Here is a 19,567-nt window from a genome sequence, read left to right on the forward strand (position 1 = left end):
AGCTGACCGAGATATGAAAAACTTTCTATCGTCAATTTCGCATTATTGCAATAACAGATTGCTTCTTCCATGAATGAATAAGCAATATTGTCATCAAACTTTCAAGCATAAACATAGCAACAGCAAAAAGAGTAAAAGCAACAACCGGAAATACAAATCCCGTAGACATGCCTGCATTTTTCAAAAATATACCGATTGCATATCCGCCGGGGATTCCAACAACAGCAGTTATAAGCAATGCAATCAAAGTAGTAAAAAGACCTTCCATCATAAATTCTTGCTCCAACTGCTTATTTGTCATACCAATAGATTTTAGTGTGCCCATTTCCTGTTTCTGTGATAAAAGATTTGTCACAGTAAGATTGATTTGATTGATGACCGCAAATATCCACAAGATGGCTGCAATCGCATAAGCTAATGTAAAACCTGCACGATTGTCTGATTGGTGTTCTACAATAAAATCTTGAAGGGTTTGTAAGCGAACATCCCTATTGTCAGAAACGAGTAATTTGAGTTCTTGCTCGATTATCTCCTGATATTCAGCTTCTGCTTGTATTTCGATTGCGTATGTACAGTCATAACCTGCAAGTTCTTTGAGCATATTTTCCGGCATTCTGAAAATATAGCCACCCATTCCATCATTGCTGGAAGTGATTGCACCAATTTTGAATGCTTTTGTTATTGTTTTACCACTATGATTTTTGAAATTAAAGGTCACAGTATCCCCAATTTGAGGTTTCCAATGGTAAACATCATAAATACGTTCGGGATCACTTACAACTAATTCTGTATCATCAGTAATATTTCCAGACAAAACCGCTGCATTTAGCGACGCCAAATCCTTTTCATTATAGCCGAGCATCAAGGTGCTATCTGAAATATCATTGTCTGTTGAGAAATCAACTGGTACGGTAGCATAAGTAAATATATTGCTAACTCCCTCTATATCTCCAACACGCTTTACATAATCAGAAAAATATTCTTTCTGCAAGAGAGCATCCAAATTTTCACTTTCGTTTTCTAAATCAATGCTGATTTTGAAATCTCCGTACTTCATATCCCAATAACGAGCCATACTCTCGGCATTAAAAGAACTCTGATAACTTGCTGCAAGGAAAAATATAACTCCGCACAGTCCCAATGATAAAATGGTCAATAGAGATTTTTTTCTGTTTCTGGAAAAGCTGATTTTCGCTAAATATACAGGCGTAATACGATGTCTTTTGTGAGTGCGGTAATTTACAATTCCCACTGGATTTTTCAGGGCGGAAATTGGAGAAGTATTCGCTGCAATTTTTGCTGGTTTACGAACACTAATATAAACAAGCAGTATTCCAAAAAGGCATGCGCCACATAGAGAAACAATAAATGCAAATACTGACCAGCCTTTTGATTGCAGACAATAGCTGATGATTGTTCCCATGATACTACCAATTAAAATCCCCGGAACTGCAAGCATATAACCCTGTTTAAGAACTATTTTATAAATTTGCTTTTTACTTGCCCCTATTGTCCGAAGCTGTCCGAACTCAGCAACTTTTTGTCCAACCGAAATATAGAAAATGCTGTAAATTACAAGTGCGGCAGCTAAAAACAAAATGGCAGCAACTACACCATATACCGCATAATTACTGAAGGACAAAGTTGTATTTACATAATCATAGTAACTGCTGACTGTCCAATTATTCAGTCCAGTCTCCTCTGAAATTTGAGATAATATTTCTGTTGCTTCGTCTTTTGTAAGGGTATCTGCATTTTCAAGCCAAACATATCCATTAAGCAGGTCATTTCCACGTAATTCCCGGCATTTTTCAAGTGAAACAAAAACAGGATAAGCGGTAGAAGTTTTATCATGGTAAATACCAACAATAGTATAATTCTTCAAAGTACCATCCAGATTCAACTGAACTATGGCGTTGATTTCCGGAGACTTATTTTCACTGGCAAAAAAGGCATCTGTAACAGCAATTTCACTTGCTTTCTCTGGATATTTTCCGTCAAAGGCAGGAATCAAACTAAGCATGTCATCATCATAATAAATCAGAGACAGTTCTTTAGAATTTTCTTTCACTGTTTTGATATTACAGGAAAGTCCTACACTTTTTACTTCTTCGTTTGCTAACAACTTTTCTTTACTGTCCTGCGTAATGTCAAAGAAAATCCCTTGATGTAATCCTTCGATTTCTTTCTGATTTTGATAAATGATATTTTGCACTGTGAGCAACGACATCATTATCATAGCAACGGCTACAATAATTGCCGAAAGGCAAAATAAGTTTTTCTTCTTATCAAAACGCACACTTTTTCGTGCTAATTTTTTAATTACTGCACTGGTATCATTTTCAAAAGGATAATTCATAATTCCCACCTCCTTTAGCCAACAATTTTACCATCTTCAATCCGTACAATGCGGTCTGCGAGTTGAGCGATCTCGTTGTTGTGAGTAATCATTACAATGGTCTGATTAAATTCTCCGCTGGTACGCTTCAAAAGCCCTAACACATCTGCACTGGTCTTGCTATCAAGATTTCCGGTCGGTTCATCAGCAAGGATAATCGCAGGCTTCGTAATTAAAGCTCGTGCAATCGCTACACGTTGCTGTTGACCGCCTGAAAGATTGTTCGGCATATTTTCCAGTTTATTTTCTAAAGCCAACATATACACAACTTCGTCCATAAATTTCTGGTCTACTGTATCGCCATCCAGTTCCACAGGCAGGACGATATTTTCATATACATTCAAAATCGGAACCAGATTATAATTTTGGAAGATAAATCCGATGTTACGACGGCGGAAAATTGTCAATTCATCATCATTCTTTTTTGCGAGTTCTTCTCCCCGTACAATCACGCTGCCGGAAGTGGGGGTATCAAGTCCTCCCATCATGTGAAGCAATGTAGACTTACCGCTGCCGGAAGTTCCAACTACGGCAACAAATTCTCCCTGTTCCACAGTAAAATTTACACCATTAAGGGCACGAGTAATATTTGGTTCTGTGCCGTAATACTTCTTTAAGTCGATTGTTTGTAAAATGCTCATATTCAAATGCTCCTTTCAAGGCTTTCTATCTGTTGATAAAGCCATTGTAAACCACAAATGTTACACAAATGTCCGAGATAGAAAAAATTTTTATCGAAAATCAGGGTGAAATGTTACAACGCTCGGACATTTCAAAAAAAGTGGTTATATCTTACCTTACAGGAAGCATAATAGAAAATTCTGAGCCTTGCCCCAGCTCTGAAACGACCTTGATATAGCCCCCTTGCCTTGTTACAATCTCACGAGCCAAATACAAACCTATTCCTACACCCTGTTGATCGTGTACTTCTTCCTCACGATAGAAGCGCCGGAAGATGGCAGCCTGATTGCTTTCTGAAATGCCCTTGCCGGTGTCGGTCACTTTGACCTCTACGTACATTTCCCACTGAACCACTGATACAGAAATCTTTCCACCTGACGGAGTGTATTTTACTGCATTGTCCAGCAGATTGAAAAGGGCTTCGCTTGTCCACTTGCTATCATGGGAGATTATCAAATTTTCCGGGCAATCCACGGATACAGCAATTTCTTTTTTCTCTGCGGCATATACAATACTGCTCATGGCTTGTGCAAGCGTATGGAATAAGCTGCTGTCTTTCTTTTCTAATCGTATCGCTCCGGTTTCCAACCGGGATGTTTTAACCAGTGCTTGGAACAGAAAATCCAGTTTATCAGTCTGACTGCGTATGCCTTGTAAAAAGTCCATCCGTTCTTCTTCTGAAACAGGCTTTGTTAAAAGTGTGTCCGTTACCATTTGCAAATTGCTGACAGGCGTTTTTACTTGATGCGAAATATCAGAAATCAGCATTTGAAGCTCCTGTCGTTCCATGTCTACCTTGTGTCGGTTTTTCTGCATAATCTCATACAACCGGATTAAGCGGTGGTTGATACGGGCAAAAAGAGTTTCACTATCATTTGACTTTTGTAATTCCTCGCTTCCATCAATCATGTTGTCCAGCGTCCGGCACAAATTAGAAGTAAGATGAGAAAGGCGTTTTCCAAAAAACAGCACCAATAGCCAAATCCAGAAAAATGCACAGAGTGTCAATGTTCCACCCGCTATGAAAATTCGTGTATCCTGCATTATACCGCCGAAAATACCAGTAATTACCAGCATAGAGAAAACCATGCCAGCACTAATCAGTCTACAAATTTTCTTAGCAGAAAGGTTATTCAGTTTCATTTCTTTTCGCCTCCTGTCCATTGATAACCCATACCGTAAACCGTTTTGATATATGTGTCGCCATCCGCTTCAATCTTACTGCGAACGCGGCTGATAGAAGTAGTAAGGGTATGTTCATCTACATATTTTTCATCAATGTCCCACAGCCTTTCCAAAAGTTGTTGGCGGGTAAGTACCTGCTTCGGATTTTTAAGAAATAGGTTCAGCATTTTATATTCCATCGCAGAAAGCGCTAATGGTTTCCCGTTCAAACTTGCAAATTGTTCCGAAAAATCCAGAAACAGGCTACCATCCTCGTAAATATCCTTAGCTGGTTTGTGATGTTCCAACATAGCGAACATGGCTTTGATCTTTCGCTGCAAAGCACTAATCGAAAAAGGTTTCGTGATATAATCCACTGCACCAGCTTCATATCCTTGTATCTGATCGCTTTCCTGATCGTTGGCAGTTAGAAATATAACTACTGTATCAGGATGCTCTGGCTTGATAAGACGGCATAGGTCATAACCATTTCCGTCTGGTAAATTTATATCCAGCAATACCAAATCAAAAATGTTTGTTTTTAATGATTCAGCGGCTGTCCTTGCATTCAGAACAGAAGTTATTGTGTAACCGTCCAATTCCAAATTATAAGTAAGCGTTTTATTCAAAAGATTATCGTCTTCGACAATTAAAATCTGCTTCATATTGTCACTTCCTTTTCTTTTTGCAGATAATATAACAGGCAAATGTCCGAGAATTGTTACAAGGACAAATATATTTTTCATTTTACAGCTTTTTTCTGTGTACTGCAATTTTATAAAAGAAAGGACAGCAGTGTCAAATTGCTGTCCTTACGGCTTATTATAGCTGGTAGTGTATAAGCGTGGGTTCATCATATTTGGTGTGGTATCTTTAACTAGTTGCGGCCTTTCCGTTGGATTGCTGCTATTCATACTTGCAATAGGAGTGAATCTGTTGGTTCGTGTTGGGATGGTAAAAAGCAGTTACGATACCCTTCTTCAGGAAGGCGAATATACAAAAGAAGAAAAACTGTTTAAGAAAAAGACTGACACGTTTTCTGGTGTATATTGGTGCTTGACTACAGCGATTTACCTTGCATGGAGCTTCTGGACGATGAGCTGGGATATTACATGGATTGTATGGCCGGTTGCTGGTGTTTTGTTTGCAGCATTGCTCGGTGTGGTGAAAATGGTGTTAAAGAATGGCAGTGAAACTCAGCACTATATTTAAGATGGAGTTAAGTTTATTTTCCGCATATTATACTCATCCAGAAATTCAAGTTTGTTAAATTGGAAAATTAGAATTTATCAAGCTGTTAATTTTGAAAATTTCTTTGAAAAACTATTGACTCCTACGCAACGTAATAGTTTACGATATGTTTATCGAGAGGAGGAAATGACAATGATGACAGTGAATGAGGTAAGTAAATTAACAGGAGTGAGTATACGCACTCTGCAGTATTATGATACCATTGGTCTCTTAAAACCTATTGAATATACAGAGTCAGGTTATAGGTTGTATGACGATACATCCTTGGAAAGGCTGCAACAAATTTTACTGTTTAAAGAATTGGAATTTCCGCTTAAGGAGATTAAAAAGATAATTGATGCCCCTAACTTTGACAGGAACAAAGCATTAGAGCAGCAGATTGAATTGCTAACTATGAAAAAAGAGCATCTTGAAAATCTTATTAGTTTCGCTCGAGGAATAAAAGGAATAGGAGTGAAATATATGGATTTTAAAGTATTTGATACAACAAAGATTGATGAGTATTCTAAACGAGCAAAAGAACAATGGGGACAAACCTCTGAGTATAAGGAGTTTGAAGAGAAAACAAAGAACTGGACGAAAGACGATGAAGCTACTGTTGCAAATGAGTTTATGCAATTATTTGTTGAATTCGGACAAATGAAAGAAATGGACCCAGAAGATGAACAGGTGCAGTTGCAGGTAAGGAAACTTCAGGATTACATTACAGATCATTTTTATACATGTTCTGATAAGATTTTATGCGGTCTTGGAAGAATGTATGCCGGTGGAGGAGAACTTACGGAAAATATTGATGATGTTGGAGGAGTTGGCACAGCAGAGTTTGCAAGTAAAGCTATTGATATATTTTATATGAGCAGAATGTAAATTCCAGTTGATATTTCACATATTTTAGGAAATTTAATAACTGTTATATTTGATTATCAAATTCTTCGCAAACCCTTGAAAATACTAAGTTTGTAGCAAGTGAACTTTCCCTTACTCTTTCCCTTGTGTTACATTCTCCCATTGGTTTTTATGAACCTTAATATGGGAAAAATTAAGGGAAAGAAAATTTCATAACACAATATAACATATAACAATAACGACATGGTGAACTGATTGAAATGTTTTCGATATTTAACTTTATAACTGATTATCAAAAGAAAATGGAGATAAGATACGATGAGAACAATTTATGCAGAATACAACATAAACCACGATAGTATTGATGTTTACACAAGTGCCGGATATATGCTTCGCATTGATTGCTGGGAAGCTGAAAAAAATTTAAAAACCACATATGGATCAGAATGTGCGCTTACTTCATTGGCTGTGGATGAGCCTTTGGAATATGCAAGATTATATCTTGATGGCAATTTACAGATGTGGGTGGATGCAGAAGATTCATTAGAACTTTATTAAGCAAGAAGTGAAATATTGTTGTAGATCTATCTCATTTCTTGAGGGTTCTTAAGATGCAAGATGATTGCTAATACGCATTTTACAATAGAGTTTAATTTTTAAAACTGTATGGTGGAAAGCAAGTCTGAAATGGCTTGCTTTTTGCTTTACAACGAGGGTGGTTACTGTATAATGAAATATGAAGTAAAAAGCAGTAATTTGATATGAAGCAATAAAGGAAATACATGATGGAAAAATATAAAATTCTAATAGTTGAAGATGATGTTGATTTGAGAGAGGGACTTTCCTTCTCCTTTTCTGGTGATGGATATGATGTGACAGAGACAGGGACAAAAAAGGATGGTTTACAAGAAATCGCAAACGGTGGTTATGATATTGTATTTTTGGATTGTAACCTGCCGGACGGAACGGGCTTTGAACTCTGTAAAGAAGTTCGTAGCTACAGCAATATCCCAATCATTATGCTGACTGCTCGTGATACAGAAATGGATGAGATAAAGGCTTTAGAATTAGGGGTAAATGATTACTTGTCAAAACCATTTTCTCTGGGTGTATTAAAAGCAAGAATGAAGCGGATACTTCAAGAAAAATCTGAAAGTACAAAGATTGTTACAGGTTCATTAAGCATAGACCAGAGTACTTGTAAAGTATATAAAAGAGGTTCAGAAATCTCTCTTAGCAAATTGGAATACCGTCTGTTGGTGTATTTGATTGAAAATAAGAATCATATCCTTTCTAAGGAGCAGATTTTAGAGAAGATATGGGATAGTGATGGAAAATATGTAGATAACAATACGGTGTCTGTGAATATCAGCAGGCTTCGTACAAAGATAGAGGATGATGTATCGAAACCAAAATGGATTCAAACAGTTCATGGAATCGGATATATCTGGAAGGAATAAAGAGATGTGGATTACGATACTTTTAGCAGTGCTTTTGTGTTTGTCGATTGGATATAGCATATATCAAAAAAGAAAAACATATCGCCTGATTGACCGTTTGCTGGACAGTGTGTTAAATCGGGAAATGATTGCAGCTTCTGATGTGGAAGAAGGAGAATATTCTGCCCTTGTCAGTAAAATCAAGCAGATACAGGAAGTGCTTGATAATCACGTGAATAGTGCCGAACAAGAAAAAGAGCAGGTGAAAAGTCTGGTATCTAATATGTCTCATCAATTAAAAACGCCCTTAGCGAATATTTCTCTCTATGCAGAAATCTTAAGTAAAGAGGAAATTACATCAGAACGGAAAACATTGTTTTCTGAAAAAATGCAACGACAGATTGACAAGCTGAGTTGGATTGTGGAGTCTTTATCGAAGATGGTAAAATTGGAGCAAAATATTGATGGCTTTGAAGGAAAAGCAATAGGGATCAAGCAGACGATTTTAGACGCAGTAGATACGCTTTATGAGAAACTGGAAAAAAAGGAAATCAACTTTACATTGGAACCATTTGAGGACAGATTACTGTATCATAATCGAAAATGGACAGCAGAAGTATTTGTAAATTTGTTGGAAAATGCTGTTAAGTACACCGATAGAGGAGGAACTATTTCCATTTGTGTAAAAAGTTATGATTTATACACAGAGATTCAGATTGCAGATAATGGGCGTGGTATCCGGCAGGAGGAAATGACCGATATATTCAAACGATTTTATAGAAGCCCAGAAGTTGAGAATATGGAAGGTTCTGGGATTGGTTTGTATCTTTCTAATCTGATTTTGGAAAAAGAAAAAGGATATATGACGGTAGATTCCGAGTATGGAAAGGGAAGCTGTTTTTCTGTGTTCTTACAAAACTGTAAGAACTAATCATCCGTTTGTAAAGAAATTGCAAGATACGGCAGTTATACTGGATGTATCAAGAAAAGAGGAGTGATGACGGATGAGTATTTTAGAATTACGAAATGTTGAGAAAATATATGGAGAAAAAGATAATCAGGTAAAGGCACTACGGAATATCAATCTAAAAGTAGAAGAAGGCGAGTTTGTTGCCATTGTAGGCACATCTGGTTCAGGCAAATCTACTTGTCTTAATTTAATCGGTGGTCTGGATAATCCGACAAGTGGACAGATTTTTATAAAGAATAAAGAGATTGGTTCTCTTTCAAGAAAAGAACTGACGATTTTCCGTAGAAGAAATATAGGGTTTGTATTCCAGAATTATAGTTTAATGCCTGTGTTGAATGTGTATGATAACGTGGCATTGCCGGTTACATTTGACTGTGGAAAACATATTAACCGCAAATATATCGAAGAATTGTTGCGGGAACTGGGCATTTGGGAGAAACGCAAGAAATATCCAAACGAATTATCCGGCGGTCAGCAGCAAAGAGTTGCAATCGCCAGAGCTTTGGCAAATAAACCGAGTATCCTGCTTTGCGATGAACCGACAGGTAATTTGGACTCAGCCACAACCATTGAGGTTATGGGGTTATTAAAAACGAGTTGTCGTAAGTACAATCAGACGATTCTCATGGTAACGCATAATGAAGCCATTGCACAGACTTGCGACAGAGTAATTCATATTGAAGATGGTCAGATTGTTACAGGAAAGAGAAGATTTCCGGCAAAAGGCGGTGATGTCGTATGTTAAAGCTGGCATGGAAATATATGCGGTATTACAAGAGCCAGACATTTGCAATTTTTGCAAGTATTTTATTAACAGCATCATTGCTTTCCGGGATTTCTTCTTTGATTTACAGCAGTCAGAAAAGTGATCTGGCGAACAGCAAAACTATTTACGGAGACTGGCATTATTATATTGAAACGGATAAGGAACTTTTTAATTCTGTAGAAAGCGGTGAGAAAGGAAAAGGATATACGCTGGAACAGTGTGGAAAAATGGAAATCCGTGACGTTGTGGCAGAAGAATTTATGATCTGTTTTATCCATGCCGATGAAACTTATCGTCAAATGGCACACAGAGACTTGTTGGAAGGAACATTCCCTGAGAAAGAAAATGAAATTGCAGCGGATGGATTTGTGCTTAGTAATCTTGGATTTTCAGGGAATTTAGGAGATTCCCTTCGCATTGGTGAAAAAGAGTATATTGTTACTGGTGTTCTGAAAAGCGAATGGGCGGCAAGTTCCAGTGAAATGGAAGTTTTTGTAAGTGATTCTTTTAAAGGTCGAGGAAGCCAGACGTTTTTATATCTCAGTTTTAATGAAGATGAGAAGTTATATAAACAGTTGGATGCTTTTTTACAGGAACATAAATTATCTTCTGAATCGGTAGCAGAAAATGATGAAGTAATACAGTATCTTGGCGGAGAAGCACCAAGCAGCATTTCTGAAATCGTGAAATTTGGTCTGTTTGAAGAAGAAGGAAACTTCACTTATATCGTTTTGAAATTGCAGAGCGACTACAATCTGGCTTACAACGGAATGATTTTCCTGTTATGTCTGTTCAGTCTTTTCGTAGTTTACAGCGTATTCAGTATTTCTGTATCGAAGAGAACTTCTGAGTACGGAATATTACAGACATTAGGTATCAGTGAAGCGCAGATTGGTGGCACCTTACTTTTGGAACTTTGGACGTTATTTTTCATTGGATATCCGTTAGGATGTCTTTTAGGAAATGGTGTTTTAAGCCTTATGTATCAGAAATTTAGCGGTGTATTTGGTGGAAAAGGAATCAGTGGAGCAGGGAATGGTCTTTCTGTTGCGGACCATACGTTAGCAGAAGGAGAAAATACAGTAGAGTTTTTTGTTTCAAAGGAAGCTGTTGTGTTTGGTTTTGTATTTCTACTGATTTCGTTAGCACTCGTTGCCTTTCTCGTGGTTCGTTCCATGCGGAAAGATTCGCTGAAAACTGTGATGAGTGGAGATACTTCTTTTGTAAAAAGAAGAAAAATATACGCTATGCGAAATGTTAATATGGCAAATGTAGTGGTGCGGAAATTCATGTTTGCCAATAAACGAAAGGTAATAGGGATTTTATTATCCTTGTCTATCGGCGGTTGCATTTTCTTATGTACCACCTATATGGTAGAAAATTTGAAGGTTCACGCAGAACTTTCGCTGATATCGGATGATGGGCTTGGTTCTGAGTACCGTATTTCTTTAAAATCTGACTCGCTGAAGGATACGATTCCGGAGGCGGTAGCAGATAAGATTAAAAACATGCCGGAAACAGAGAATGTATATGCGACAAAGTATACGATGGGGGAATTACAGATTTCCAAAAACGAATTTTTGTCAGAAGAAGAATGGAGTGACTATTTCAAATATCAAAATCAGGAGCCGTATTATATCCAGAGATATGATGGGATCTGTAAGCAGCAGGAAGATGGAAATTATCGGATTAAATATAATGTGTACGGTTACGATGAAGCGATGATAGAACAGCTTCGGGATTTTATTCTGGAGGGAGAGATTCAGCCGGAAACAATAAAGAATAATAATCAAGTGATTGTGACGGCGAATATGGACGGTCAGGGAAATTACTTTTTTTATGGAAAGAAGCCGGGCGATACCATTACTCTTCGAGTACCAAAGACAGAAAACTATACAGATGAACTGTTAAAATTCCAAAGTGGCGAAGAAAACTATATTGAAAAAGAGTTTGAGATTGCGGCAATCGTAAACAGACCGTTGGCGCAGGAGAAAGATTTTCTGAATACAGAAGTCTGGAAAAATGCGCAGAGTGTGATTATGACAGGCGAACAGATGGAAGAAAACTTTGGAATTACAGATTATAGTTTTATCAATGCATCGCCGGCTGATAGTGCGGATGCAAAGATCGTGAGCAATCAGTTATTACAAGTAATCCGAGATGTTCCCAAGGCAGTATTGCAGGATTATACGACCGCAATTGCAACACAGAAAGGTTATCTTGGACAGCAGCAGATCTTCTTTTCCAGTATTGCAGTGATTCTGCTGATTATCAGCCTGTTCCATATCGTAAACAGCATGAGTCATACGATTCTGACCAGAAGAAGAGAGTACGGGATTATCAGAGCAATAGGGATTACGGACGGCGGATTTTACAAGATGATTTTACAGACAGGTATTCTGTATGGATTGTTGGCGGATGTATTTATCTATCTTATTTATAACAGAGTTCTTCGCAGAGTGATGAATTATTATCTGGCTCATGTGCTGCAGTTTTTACATTATACTACTAATATTCCGAATCTGGTTCTGAATGGAATTATGGTGCTGAATGTAGTGATTGCAGTAGTGGCAGTAATGTTTCCGGCTTGGAAGATGGGAAAAGAGAATATCATAAGTGAGATTAGAAGATAGATTTATAATCAGGATTTTTAGAATTTCTTTAGTGGTTAGTATCATTGGATATAGCAATAGAATTAGAGAGAATACCCAATCTTTATAAGTAACCAGAGGGCGACAGTAAAATACTGCCGCCCTTTCTTTTATCGGTTTGTCCAGTAAAGAGTGTTCAGATAACACCGGATTCCAAGATATATTCCCTGTATAAATAATAAAAGAAACAAAAGATTTATGGGCATTACTTTTTTGATTGATTCTCCAAAATAAATGATGACAACAGCACTTGTCAGTATCATTAGTAGAGTAATAACATCCCAACAGTTTTTCTTATATAATTCTATAATCTTTATTTCTATCAGTATCGCAAGTATCCCTGTTCCTGCTACGTATATTCCAACAACTAATATCAGCAATAACCAATATATGATTCCGGCTATAAACGCATTGGGAATTTTTGTACTGATCTGTGCCACAGATTGCCCAGCATCAATCGTCCATCCGATAAAAGTTTGTATGAATGACGCTGCATCATGGAAGAATGATTTACAATCGGAAAGGAGCACATCTGACTGTACTGCCTGAAAAAGAGTGGTTGTCAGCGAATACCATGCAAGAAGGAACAAGGTTGTTTGGAACATTACCGTTTTTGCTTTATATTGTCCTGCAAGTCGCTCTTTTTGTGTTTCGTATTTTGCTTTTGCATTCTGATAGTCTGTCCGGTCACAGGCTTCACATTTTTCATAGAGTACCGGCTTTTCTACCGGTATCTCTACGATTTTCTGATGTGTCCGGGCATAATCCCGTTGTTGTGTTAAGCATCGTATTTTATCTTGACATTCCCCGATCATGACGTTTGCGCTTCGCAGCTTCTCTTTCTCGATCTGCAATGCTCTGTCTGCCAGCTTCAAGTCGTTCTTTAATGCTTGAATATTCCCGGCTTTGTTCTCTTTGTTTAATTTCTCGTTCAAGGTCAGAGATTCGCTGAGCTGCGTCTTCAGTTCCTCGATAAGCTGGTCTTTCTGTTCCAGTTCTTCTTGTATCTCCTCGGTCAAGAGCAGAAGTTCTTCCAACTGTTCGGCGTTCTTTGATTCTCTGGATTCGTTCATCTATATCACGTCCTTTCCTTATTTGCTGTTCCAGTTCAGCAATTCGGTGTTCTGTTTCAGCAATAAACTGTTTTCGCTGTTCAGAGTCTGTGCCAATTTCTGCCATTGCTGATTTTCGTTTTCCAAAAGTTCTATCTTCGTTTTCTGTTCTTCCATCTTGGAAAGCAGTTCCTCGGTATTTGGCAAAATGTTGAGCAGCTCGGATAACTCGCTGTTTAATTTTTGCAATTTCTGATTCTGTTCCTGCATAAGAGAGAGTTGGGTGTCCCGGTTCTGCATTTCCAGAATCATTTCTGCCATTAAGGTCTGCTGTTCTTCGATTTGCCCAATCATGGATTCCATTAAGGGTATAATTTCCCGGCTTTCTTCTAATGTCATTTAATCGCTCCTTCCATAATGATAATGCACCCGATACTTTTCCAAAGGTGTCCAGTATCTTTTGCAATAACGTGTTTTGTTGTTTTATGATTTGATTTTCCGCTACTTTCCACGAACCTTTTATTTCCTGCCCGGCAAGAAACTTTTGTTCAATCTTTCTTGCGTCAGCGCCTTCATGGGTGGTAGGAATCTGGAGTTTTCCCTGTTTTTCATAAGAACGGTGATCGACCTGATTATGCAAAGGAAGATGTTCATTACACACCTTTGCCCATTCACTCCGCCACAGTTCACAATTTTTTGGATTGTTCCATCCGGTAGCATCGGTCAGCACCCGTTTCCATTGCAGGCGGTTTCTTGCACCCATCTTCTGAATTCCGTTTTCGTCTAATACAGGGATACGGATTCCATGACGGTCAGGGTTTTTCTTATCCTGCCACCAGTTCGGATGGGATTCATCAATCACGATATTTCCGTTTTTATCTCTGAGAAAATCCCAATCCTTGACTTCTTTCTTTCCCCAAGAATGATCCGGGTTAAAAGGACGCATAGTCAGAAGCAGATGGACATGGGGGTTGCCATCCCCTTTATCGTGGATACTCCAATCAGCACACATTCCTCTATCTACAAAAGTTTTTTGAATATAGTCAGTTGTATATTGAATTTGTTCCTGTCTGTTCCATTCTTTGGGAAGGGCAAATTCAAATGACCTGCCAAGTTGGGCATCTGCATTTTTTTCAATCTTCAATACCTCATTCCATAACCTTTGTTTCTGAAATGTGATTTTAAATTTTTCTAAAGCAGCTTCTTTATCTTCTGATCTTTTGTATCGGACAGATTTTTGAAAGCGTTTTATATTTTCTTCTGGTACTATCTGCCATTCAGGAGGTGCGTTTTCACACATCATCAGCCGAGTGTAGACCACTTCTTTTTTAGAAGTGTAATAACTGATTCTCCCGGTTTCCTCGTTTTTCATCACATCCCCATTGAGATATGCGGAAGCGGAGATAACAGATTTCCCTTTACTTCGTCCGACTATTTTGACTGTGTAATGAAAAATCGCCATGTCTGGATTCCTCCTTTCTGCACATCCGGCATAGATTTCCGGCAACATTGCTTTCGGTTTTAGGAAAAGCAGCATTGCCGGAACGCCCTCTGCGTAAGAGTGCCCTGCGCATAGCAGCCTGCATGGAATGCGCCTCTCTGGCGAAGAGTGCCTCCTGCGGCATGAGCAGGTCTGGCTGAAAGCCCCGCCGACGGAACGAGCCCGGCAAGCGTGAACGCAGACCGGTTGCCACTTGTGGCAAACTTATTGGGACGACCTCTGGTTGTCCATAAGTGCGCCCTTCATGAAAAAGCAATGAAGGGAATGAAAAACTCATCCCCTCCGCCATTACACTTCCTCCATATCGGTATTGACTTCTTTCTGCATTGCCTTTGAGAAAAATTTCCCGTTGGCTTCCTGCCTTTTCAGAAAACCAATCAGCTTTGGGATGTCTTCTTCCTCAATAGGCGCACCGAGAACGGATTCCACCGCACCGCCAATCTGACAGAGCCTATGGGTTCGTTTTTTACTTTCTTCGGCTTTCTTTCGCTTCAGAAGTTCTTTCTTCTGTGCCGCATATCGTTTCGCCTTTTCAAGGCTTTCCTGCTCTTTCTTTTCCATTTCAAGCATTCGTGCTTCATAACTTTTTGTTGATTTTGCCATTCTTACATTCTCCTTTCCTTCACAAACATAAGTTCTTGGTTGCGTATCAGAAGAAGCACATGGTATAATCTTCTTGCGTGTAGGTATATCATGGCTTCGGTCTGATAGAACCTTTGGCGGTTTCTTGGGAAGCCGCCTTTTTAATTTGCCGCAGTTCTTGTTACGGCTTTTACATTTCCTCTATCCCTCAAATCACGACCTTCATTCGCTTCCATAAACATTTCCAGAATATCGGTTTTAATCAGGACTTTACGACCAACCTTTAATACCGGAAGTTTCTTCCATTCTACAAGCTGTCTTAAGGTGTTTCTGCCGATTCCCGTATAGTCGGCAGCTTCTTCGATGGATAATGCAATTTTTCTTTGCGTCATATAATCACCTCCTTATAAATTGCATTATGCAATTCCTGTGATGTAAGTATATCCTTTTCACATCTTTTTGTCAAGCGTTACGAAATGTTAAAAATAAATATTGCATTGCATATTGCAATTTCGGAAAAACAATGCTATAATTCATACATACCGAAAAAGGAGGCAGTCAGCATGAAAGATAAAGAATTACGCAAGCTGATAGGCAGCAGAATAAAACAGCGCCGTCTGGAATTGAATCTGACACAGCCTTATGTCGCAGAGAAGATGGGAGTTACCGCTTCTACAATCCTGCGTTATGAGAATGGTTCGATTGACAATACGAAAAAAATGGTGCTGGAAGGTCTTTCGGAAGCACTCCATGTATCTGTGGAATGGCTCAAAGGGGAAACAGATGAATATGAAACCGACATTACGGATAAGAGAGAATTACAGATTCGTGATGCGATGGGAGATATTCTGGAACAGTTACCGCTTGCCCTTACCAAAGAAGAAGATGCTTTTTCAAAAGATTTATTACTGCTGATGTTAAAACAATATGGTCTGTTTTTGGATTCCTTCCAGTTCGCCTGCAAAAACTTCAAGGGAAATGCTGGTCAGACGGATATTGCCAAAACAATAGGGTTTGAATCGAATGAGGAATATAATGAGATTATGTTCTTAAGGGAAATCACTCATACCATCAATGCTTTTAATGAGATGGCAGACATTGTAAGGCTCTATTCCAAGAAACCAAAAACAGCAGAACAAAGGCTTGCAAATCTTTTATCAGAAGTCTTATACGAAGATTCCGAATCGGTATAGTAAGACAACCGGAGTTATGATATACTTACACGCACGAAGCATTTCATCAGTTCCGATTGTCTAATATCGAAAGGAGACATACGATTATGGCAAAAGGATCTGTAAGAAAAAAAGGAAAGAAATGGTACTACCGCTTCTATGTAGAGGACGCAAGCGGCAATCTTGTTCAGAAAGAATGCGTTGGAACAGAAAGCAAAAGTGAAACTGAAAAACTGCTCCGTCAGGCAATGGATGATTATGAGAAAAAGAAATTTGTTGCCAAAGCGGATAATCTCACAGTCGGACAGCTTTTGGATGTGTGGGCAGAGGAGGAATTAAAAACAGGTACGCTCAGCAATGGTACGGTGGAGAATTACCTCGGAACAATCCGAAATATTAAGAAACACCCATTGGCAGAACGTAAACTGAAAAATGTAACCTCTGAACATTTGCAATCTTTCTTCGATTTGCTTTCCTTCGGGGGAGTTCATCCCGATGGAAAAGAGAGAAAGGGTTACAGCAAAGATTACATCCATTCTTTTTCCGCAGTCATGCAGCAATCATTCCGCTTTGCAGTATTTCCAAAGCAGTATATTACGTTCAATCCTATGCAGTATATTAAACTGCGGTATCAGACGGATGAAGTGGATTTGTTTTCTGATGAGGATATGGACGGAAATGTCCAACCAATTTCACGAGAAGATTATGAAAGACTGCTTGCTTATCTGCAAAAAAAGAACCCAGCCGCAATACTTCCAATCCAGATAGCCTATTATGCCGGGCTTCGTATTGGAGAAGCCTGTGGTTTGGCATGGCAGGACGTAAATCTGGAAGAACAATGCCTTACCATAAGACGCAGCATCCGATATGATGGCTCAAAGCGCAAATATATCATCGGACCAACCAAGCGGAAAAAAGTAAGGGTTGTTGATTTTGGAGATACACTGGTAGAGATTTTCCGTAATGCCCGGAAAGAGCAGTTAAAAAATCGAATGCAGTACGAAGAACTTTATCACACGAACTACTACAAAGAGGTCAAAGAGAAAAACAGAGTGTACTACGAATATTATTGCTTAGACAGAACGCAGGAAGTCCCGGCAGATTATAAAGAAATTTCTTTTGTCTGCTTAAGACCGGATGGTTGTCTGGAACTTCCGACTACTTTGGGGACGGTATGCAGAAAGGTGGCAAAAGCATTAGAGGGATTTGAAGGCTTTCATTTCCACCAGTTACGTCACACCTATACAAGCAACCTTTTAGCAAATGGAGCAGCCCCAAAAGATGTACAGGAATTGTTGGGACACTCAGATGTCAGTACCACAATGAATGTCTATGCTCACTCCACAAGAGATGCGAAACGAAAATCGGTTCGGCTTCTTGATAAAGTGGTAGGTAATGACTAAAAAAATTCCCTTATTTCCCTTGTGATTATCTCATAAGGGCAAAAATAAGGGAAACTACATATCATTTCACTAATGGACAGGCGGAAAAGCCTGTAAAATGGGGAAAGTTAGAGGAATAATTATATAAATTCCAGTTTGTTGAATTAAAAATGAAATAAAGTTCCAGTAATCATAGAGTGTATGGATTCAATTCCATATGCTCTTTTTCTTTACTTAATTTCATGAAAAATATAAAAATCTAATGTTACGAGTTTCTTACGAATTGCATTAAAAAAACTCGCAAGAAAACTCGTAAAAAAAAAGTAAAAAAATTTGCTTTTGACCACTGTAAAACATGCTCTGAGCGTTTCGTTATATGAAGGGATAATTTTTCTTTCATATTTCAAAGAAAAGAGGATAAAGAAATGTCAGAGAAAAGATGTTATACAGTTCAAGAGTTACAGGAAATCTTAGGAGTCAGCAGACCTACTATTTATAACCTTTTGAAGAAAAAGGAATTCCGGTGGATCCAGTTGGATGGCGGAAAGTATCGCATCTCTAAGAAGAGTTTCGATGACTGGCTCGATAACTTGGAACAGTAAAAAACAGGGTGTTGATCAGGCAGATTTTATCTGCAATCGACATCCTAAATTTTTATCTGGATTTGAGATATGATATAAGAAAAAACACTAACACTAAAAAAGACAGGAAGTGAAGAATAAATGGCAACAGCAATTATGAAACAAAAAGAAGTTCCGGAAATGGACGATGTTGAAGAAATCATTTCGAAAATATCAGAAGAAAGTCCTTACAAACGGCGTCCAACACAAAAGAGGACCTGGATGACCGTGCCGGAAATGGGAAAGCTACTGGGATTAAAAAAGACAGATCGATATTGGCTGGTGCATAAAAACGTTTTTGAATCAAAAGAGATTGCCGGAAAGATACGAATCAATATTGCCAGCTTTGAAAAATGGTATGCCAATCAGATTAAATACCATAAAGTTACCGGAGAAGAACCGGGGAAAGAATTGAAATCCTGGTCCTATTCTGTTAAGGAAGTCGCGGATCTGTTGGGTGTTGATGAATATCTTGTTTATGATTTACTCAAGAAAAATCAAATGGAAGCTGTTATTGTCGATTACTGGAAACGAATACCAAAAGAATCTTTTCGGAATTGGTATAAAAGCCAGTCCCGGTATCGAACAAAGGAAGACAGAGAAAAAGACGCTCTTTTGGAAAATGCAACTATTACGATGCCTGAGATGGCACAGCTGCTTGGAACAACCAGAAGTTCAGTATATACAATTCTTGATAATCCGAAGTATAGTCATTTTTTTGAATTCATTGTGATTGCAGAAAAGAAAAGGATCACAAAAGAGAGTTTTCAAAAATTCCTGGAAGGTCAGGACCGTTATAAGCTGGATCCATCGAATGATTATGAAGAACTTGCACAGGAACAGAATATTGCCCTGGCTAATTTCCGGCGGAAGAAATTATCACAAATCGGAATACGAGGAAGCAATGGAAATATAAAATATCTTACTTTTGATGAAGCTTCCTATCTGGCAAAGGTCAGCAGAAGCATGATCAACAAGTGGGCGGATAAAGGGAAGTTCACAGTAATAAAAGTTGGCAGTCGAGTAAGGATCTGTCGGGATGAATTTGAGGACTGGATGGAACAAAGAGATTTGGAAAGGAGCATGCAATAA

19 protein-coding genes are annotated in these 19,567 nt (G+C 38.5%); 11 read left to right on the forward strand and 8 right to left on the reverse strand.

Annotated features, from left to right (window positions below):
* Positions 1-31: 31 nt before the first annotated feature.
* The 4 genes from G4407_RS06790 to G4407_RS06805 all read right to left on the reverse strand — a co-directional run bounded on the left by G4407_RS06790 (position 32) and on the right by G4407_RS06805 (position 4,908).
* Positions 32-2,359: an ABC transporter permease gene (locus G4407_RS06790; protein ID WP_173688239.1), complete on the reverse strand. Its 2,328-nt coding sequence runs from the start codon at positions 2,357-2,359 to the stop codon at positions 32-34.
* A gap of 14 nt (positions 2,360-2,373) precedes the next feature.
* Positions 2,374-3,039 carry an ABC transporter ATP-binding protein gene (locus G4407_RS06795; protein WP_173688240.1) on the reverse strand — a complete coding sequence of 222 codons (666 nt, stop codon included), beginning with the start codon at positions 3,037-3,039 and terminating at the stop codon, positions 2,374-2,376.
* A 151-nt stretch (positions 3,040-3,190) separates the two neighbouring features.
* Entirely contained in the window at positions 3,191-4,222 is a 1,032-nt protein-coding gene (locus G4407_RS06800) for a sensor histidine kinase (protein ID WP_173688241.1), read from the reverse strand.
* The gene (locus G4407_RS06805; RefSeq protein ID WP_201856663.1) at positions 4,219-4,908 is read right to left on the reverse strand and encodes a response regulator transcription factor; all 690 of its coding nucleotides are present in this window, start codon (positions 4,906-4,908) and stop codon (positions 4,219-4,221) included. The genes G4407_RS06800 and G4407_RS06805 overlap by 4 nt, the downstream gene beginning before the upstream one ends.
* 271 nt (positions 4,909-5,179) lie before the next feature.
* On the opposite strand from G4407_RS06805, the gene G4407_RS06810 reads away from it, so the two are divergent.
* The 7 genes from G4407_RS06810 (at position 5,180) to G4407_RS06840 (ending at position 12,148) form a co-directional block, all read left to right on the forward strand.
* A complete protein-coding gene (locus G4407_RS06810) occupies positions 5,180-5,455 on the forward strand; it encodes a hypothetical protein (protein WP_243269444.1) in 276 nt (91 codons plus the stop codon).
* 171 nt (positions 5,456-5,626) lie between these two features.
* Positions 5,627-6,361 carry a MerR family transcriptional regulator gene (locus G4407_RS06815; RefSeq protein ID WP_173688243.1) on the forward strand — a complete coding sequence of 245 codons (735 nt, stop codon included), beginning with the start codon at positions 5,627-5,629 and terminating at the stop codon, positions 6,359-6,361.
* Positions 6,362-6,658: 297 nt separating this feature from the next.
* Positions 6,659-6,898: a DUF6061 family protein gene (locus G4407_RS06820; RefSeq protein WP_020994096.1), complete on the forward strand. Its 240-nt coding sequence runs from the start codon at positions 6,659-6,661 to the stop codon at positions 6,896-6,898.
* 227 nt (positions 6,899-7,125) lie between these two features.
* Entirely contained in the window at positions 7,126-7,800 is a 675-nt protein-coding gene (locus G4407_RS06825; RefSeq protein WP_008707461.1) for a response regulator transcription factor, read from the forward strand.
* Between the two features lie 4 nt (positions 7,801-7,804).
* The gene (locus G4407_RS06830) at positions 7,805-8,710 is read left to right on the forward strand and encodes a sensor histidine kinase (protein WP_055066700.1); all 906 of its coding nucleotides are present in this window, start codon (positions 7,805-7,807) and stop codon (positions 8,708-8,710) included.
* Between the two features lie 73 nt (positions 8,711-8,783).
* A complete protein-coding gene (locus G4407_RS06835; protein WP_008707470.1) occupies positions 8,784-9,494 on the forward strand; it encodes an ABC transporter ATP-binding protein in 711 nt (236 codons plus the stop codon).
* Positions 9,488-12,148 (forward strand): ABC transporter permease, encoded by a 2,661-nt coding sequence (locus G4407_RS06840; protein ID WP_008707471.1) that lies wholly within the window; start codon positions 9,488-9,490, stop codon positions 12,146-12,148. The genes G4407_RS06835 and G4407_RS06840 overlap by 7 nt, the downstream gene beginning before the upstream one ends.
* 128 nt (positions 12,149-12,276) lie before the next feature.
* Here G4407_RS06840 and G4407_RS06845 read toward each other — a convergent pair whose 3' ends face one another.
* The 4 genes from G4407_RS06845 to G4407_RS06860 form a co-directional block, all read right to left on the reverse strand.
* Positions 12,277-12,981, reverse strand: a complete 705-nt coding sequence (locus G4407_RS06845; RefSeq protein WP_044952226.1) for a DUF6040 family protein — start codon at positions 12,979-12,981, stop codon at positions 12,277-12,279.
* Complete coding sequence (locus G4407_RS06850; RefSeq protein WP_173688244.1) at positions 12,959-14,680, reverse strand: MobA/MobL family protein; 1,722 nt, start codon at positions 14,678-14,680, stop codon at positions 12,959-12,961. The genes G4407_RS06845 and G4407_RS06850 overlap by 23 nt, the downstream gene beginning before the upstream one ends.
* Positions 14,681-15,007: 327 nt before the next feature.
* Positions 15,008-15,322 carry a hypothetical protein gene (locus G4407_RS06855; protein WP_006859613.1) on the reverse strand — a complete coding sequence of 105 codons (315 nt, stop codon included), beginning with the start codon at positions 15,320-15,322 and terminating at the stop codon, positions 15,008-15,010.
* Between the two features lie 140 nt (positions 15,323-15,462).
* Positions 15,463-15,693, reverse strand: coding sequence for a helix-turn-helix domain-containing protein (locus G4407_RS06860; protein WP_004843519.1), 231 nt, complete (start codon positions 15,691-15,693; stop codon positions 15,463-15,465).
* A 171-nt stretch (positions 15,694-15,864) separates the two neighbouring features.
* Here G4407_RS06860 and G4407_RS06865 point away from each other — a divergent pair, with 171 nt between their 5' ends.
* The 4 genes from G4407_RS06865 to G4407_RS06880 all read left to right on the forward strand — a co-directional run bounded on the left by G4407_RS06865 (position 15,865) and on the right by G4407_RS06880 (position 19,567).
* Positions 15,865-16,494, forward strand: coding sequence for a helix-turn-helix domain-containing protein (locus G4407_RS06865; RefSeq protein WP_015529844.1), 630 nt, complete (start codon positions 15,865-15,867; stop codon positions 16,492-16,494).
* A gap of 86 nt (positions 16,495-16,580) precedes the next feature.
* Complete coding sequence (locus G4407_RS06870) at positions 16,581-17,876, forward strand: tyrosine-type recombinase/integrase (RefSeq protein WP_006859611.1); 1,296 nt, start codon at positions 16,581-16,583, stop codon at positions 17,874-17,876.
* A 404-nt stretch (positions 17,877-18,280) separates the two neighbouring features.
* Positions 18,281-18,457, forward strand: a complete 177-nt coding sequence (locus tag G4407_RS06875) for a helix-turn-helix domain-containing protein (RefSeq protein WP_003864535.1) — start codon at positions 18,281-18,283, stop codon at positions 18,455-18,457.
* A gap of 120 nt (positions 18,458-18,577) precedes the next feature.
* Positions 18,578-19,567, forward strand: a complete 990-nt coding sequence (locus G4407_RS06880) for a helix-turn-helix domain-containing protein (RefSeq protein WP_173688245.1) — start codon at positions 18,578-18,580, stop codon at positions 19,565-19,567.

The organism is Allocoprococcus comes (assembly GCF_013300725.1).
Taxonomy (GTDB): Bacteria; Bacillota; Clostridia; order Lachnospirales; family Lachnospiraceae; genus Allocoprococcus; species Allocoprococcus comes_A.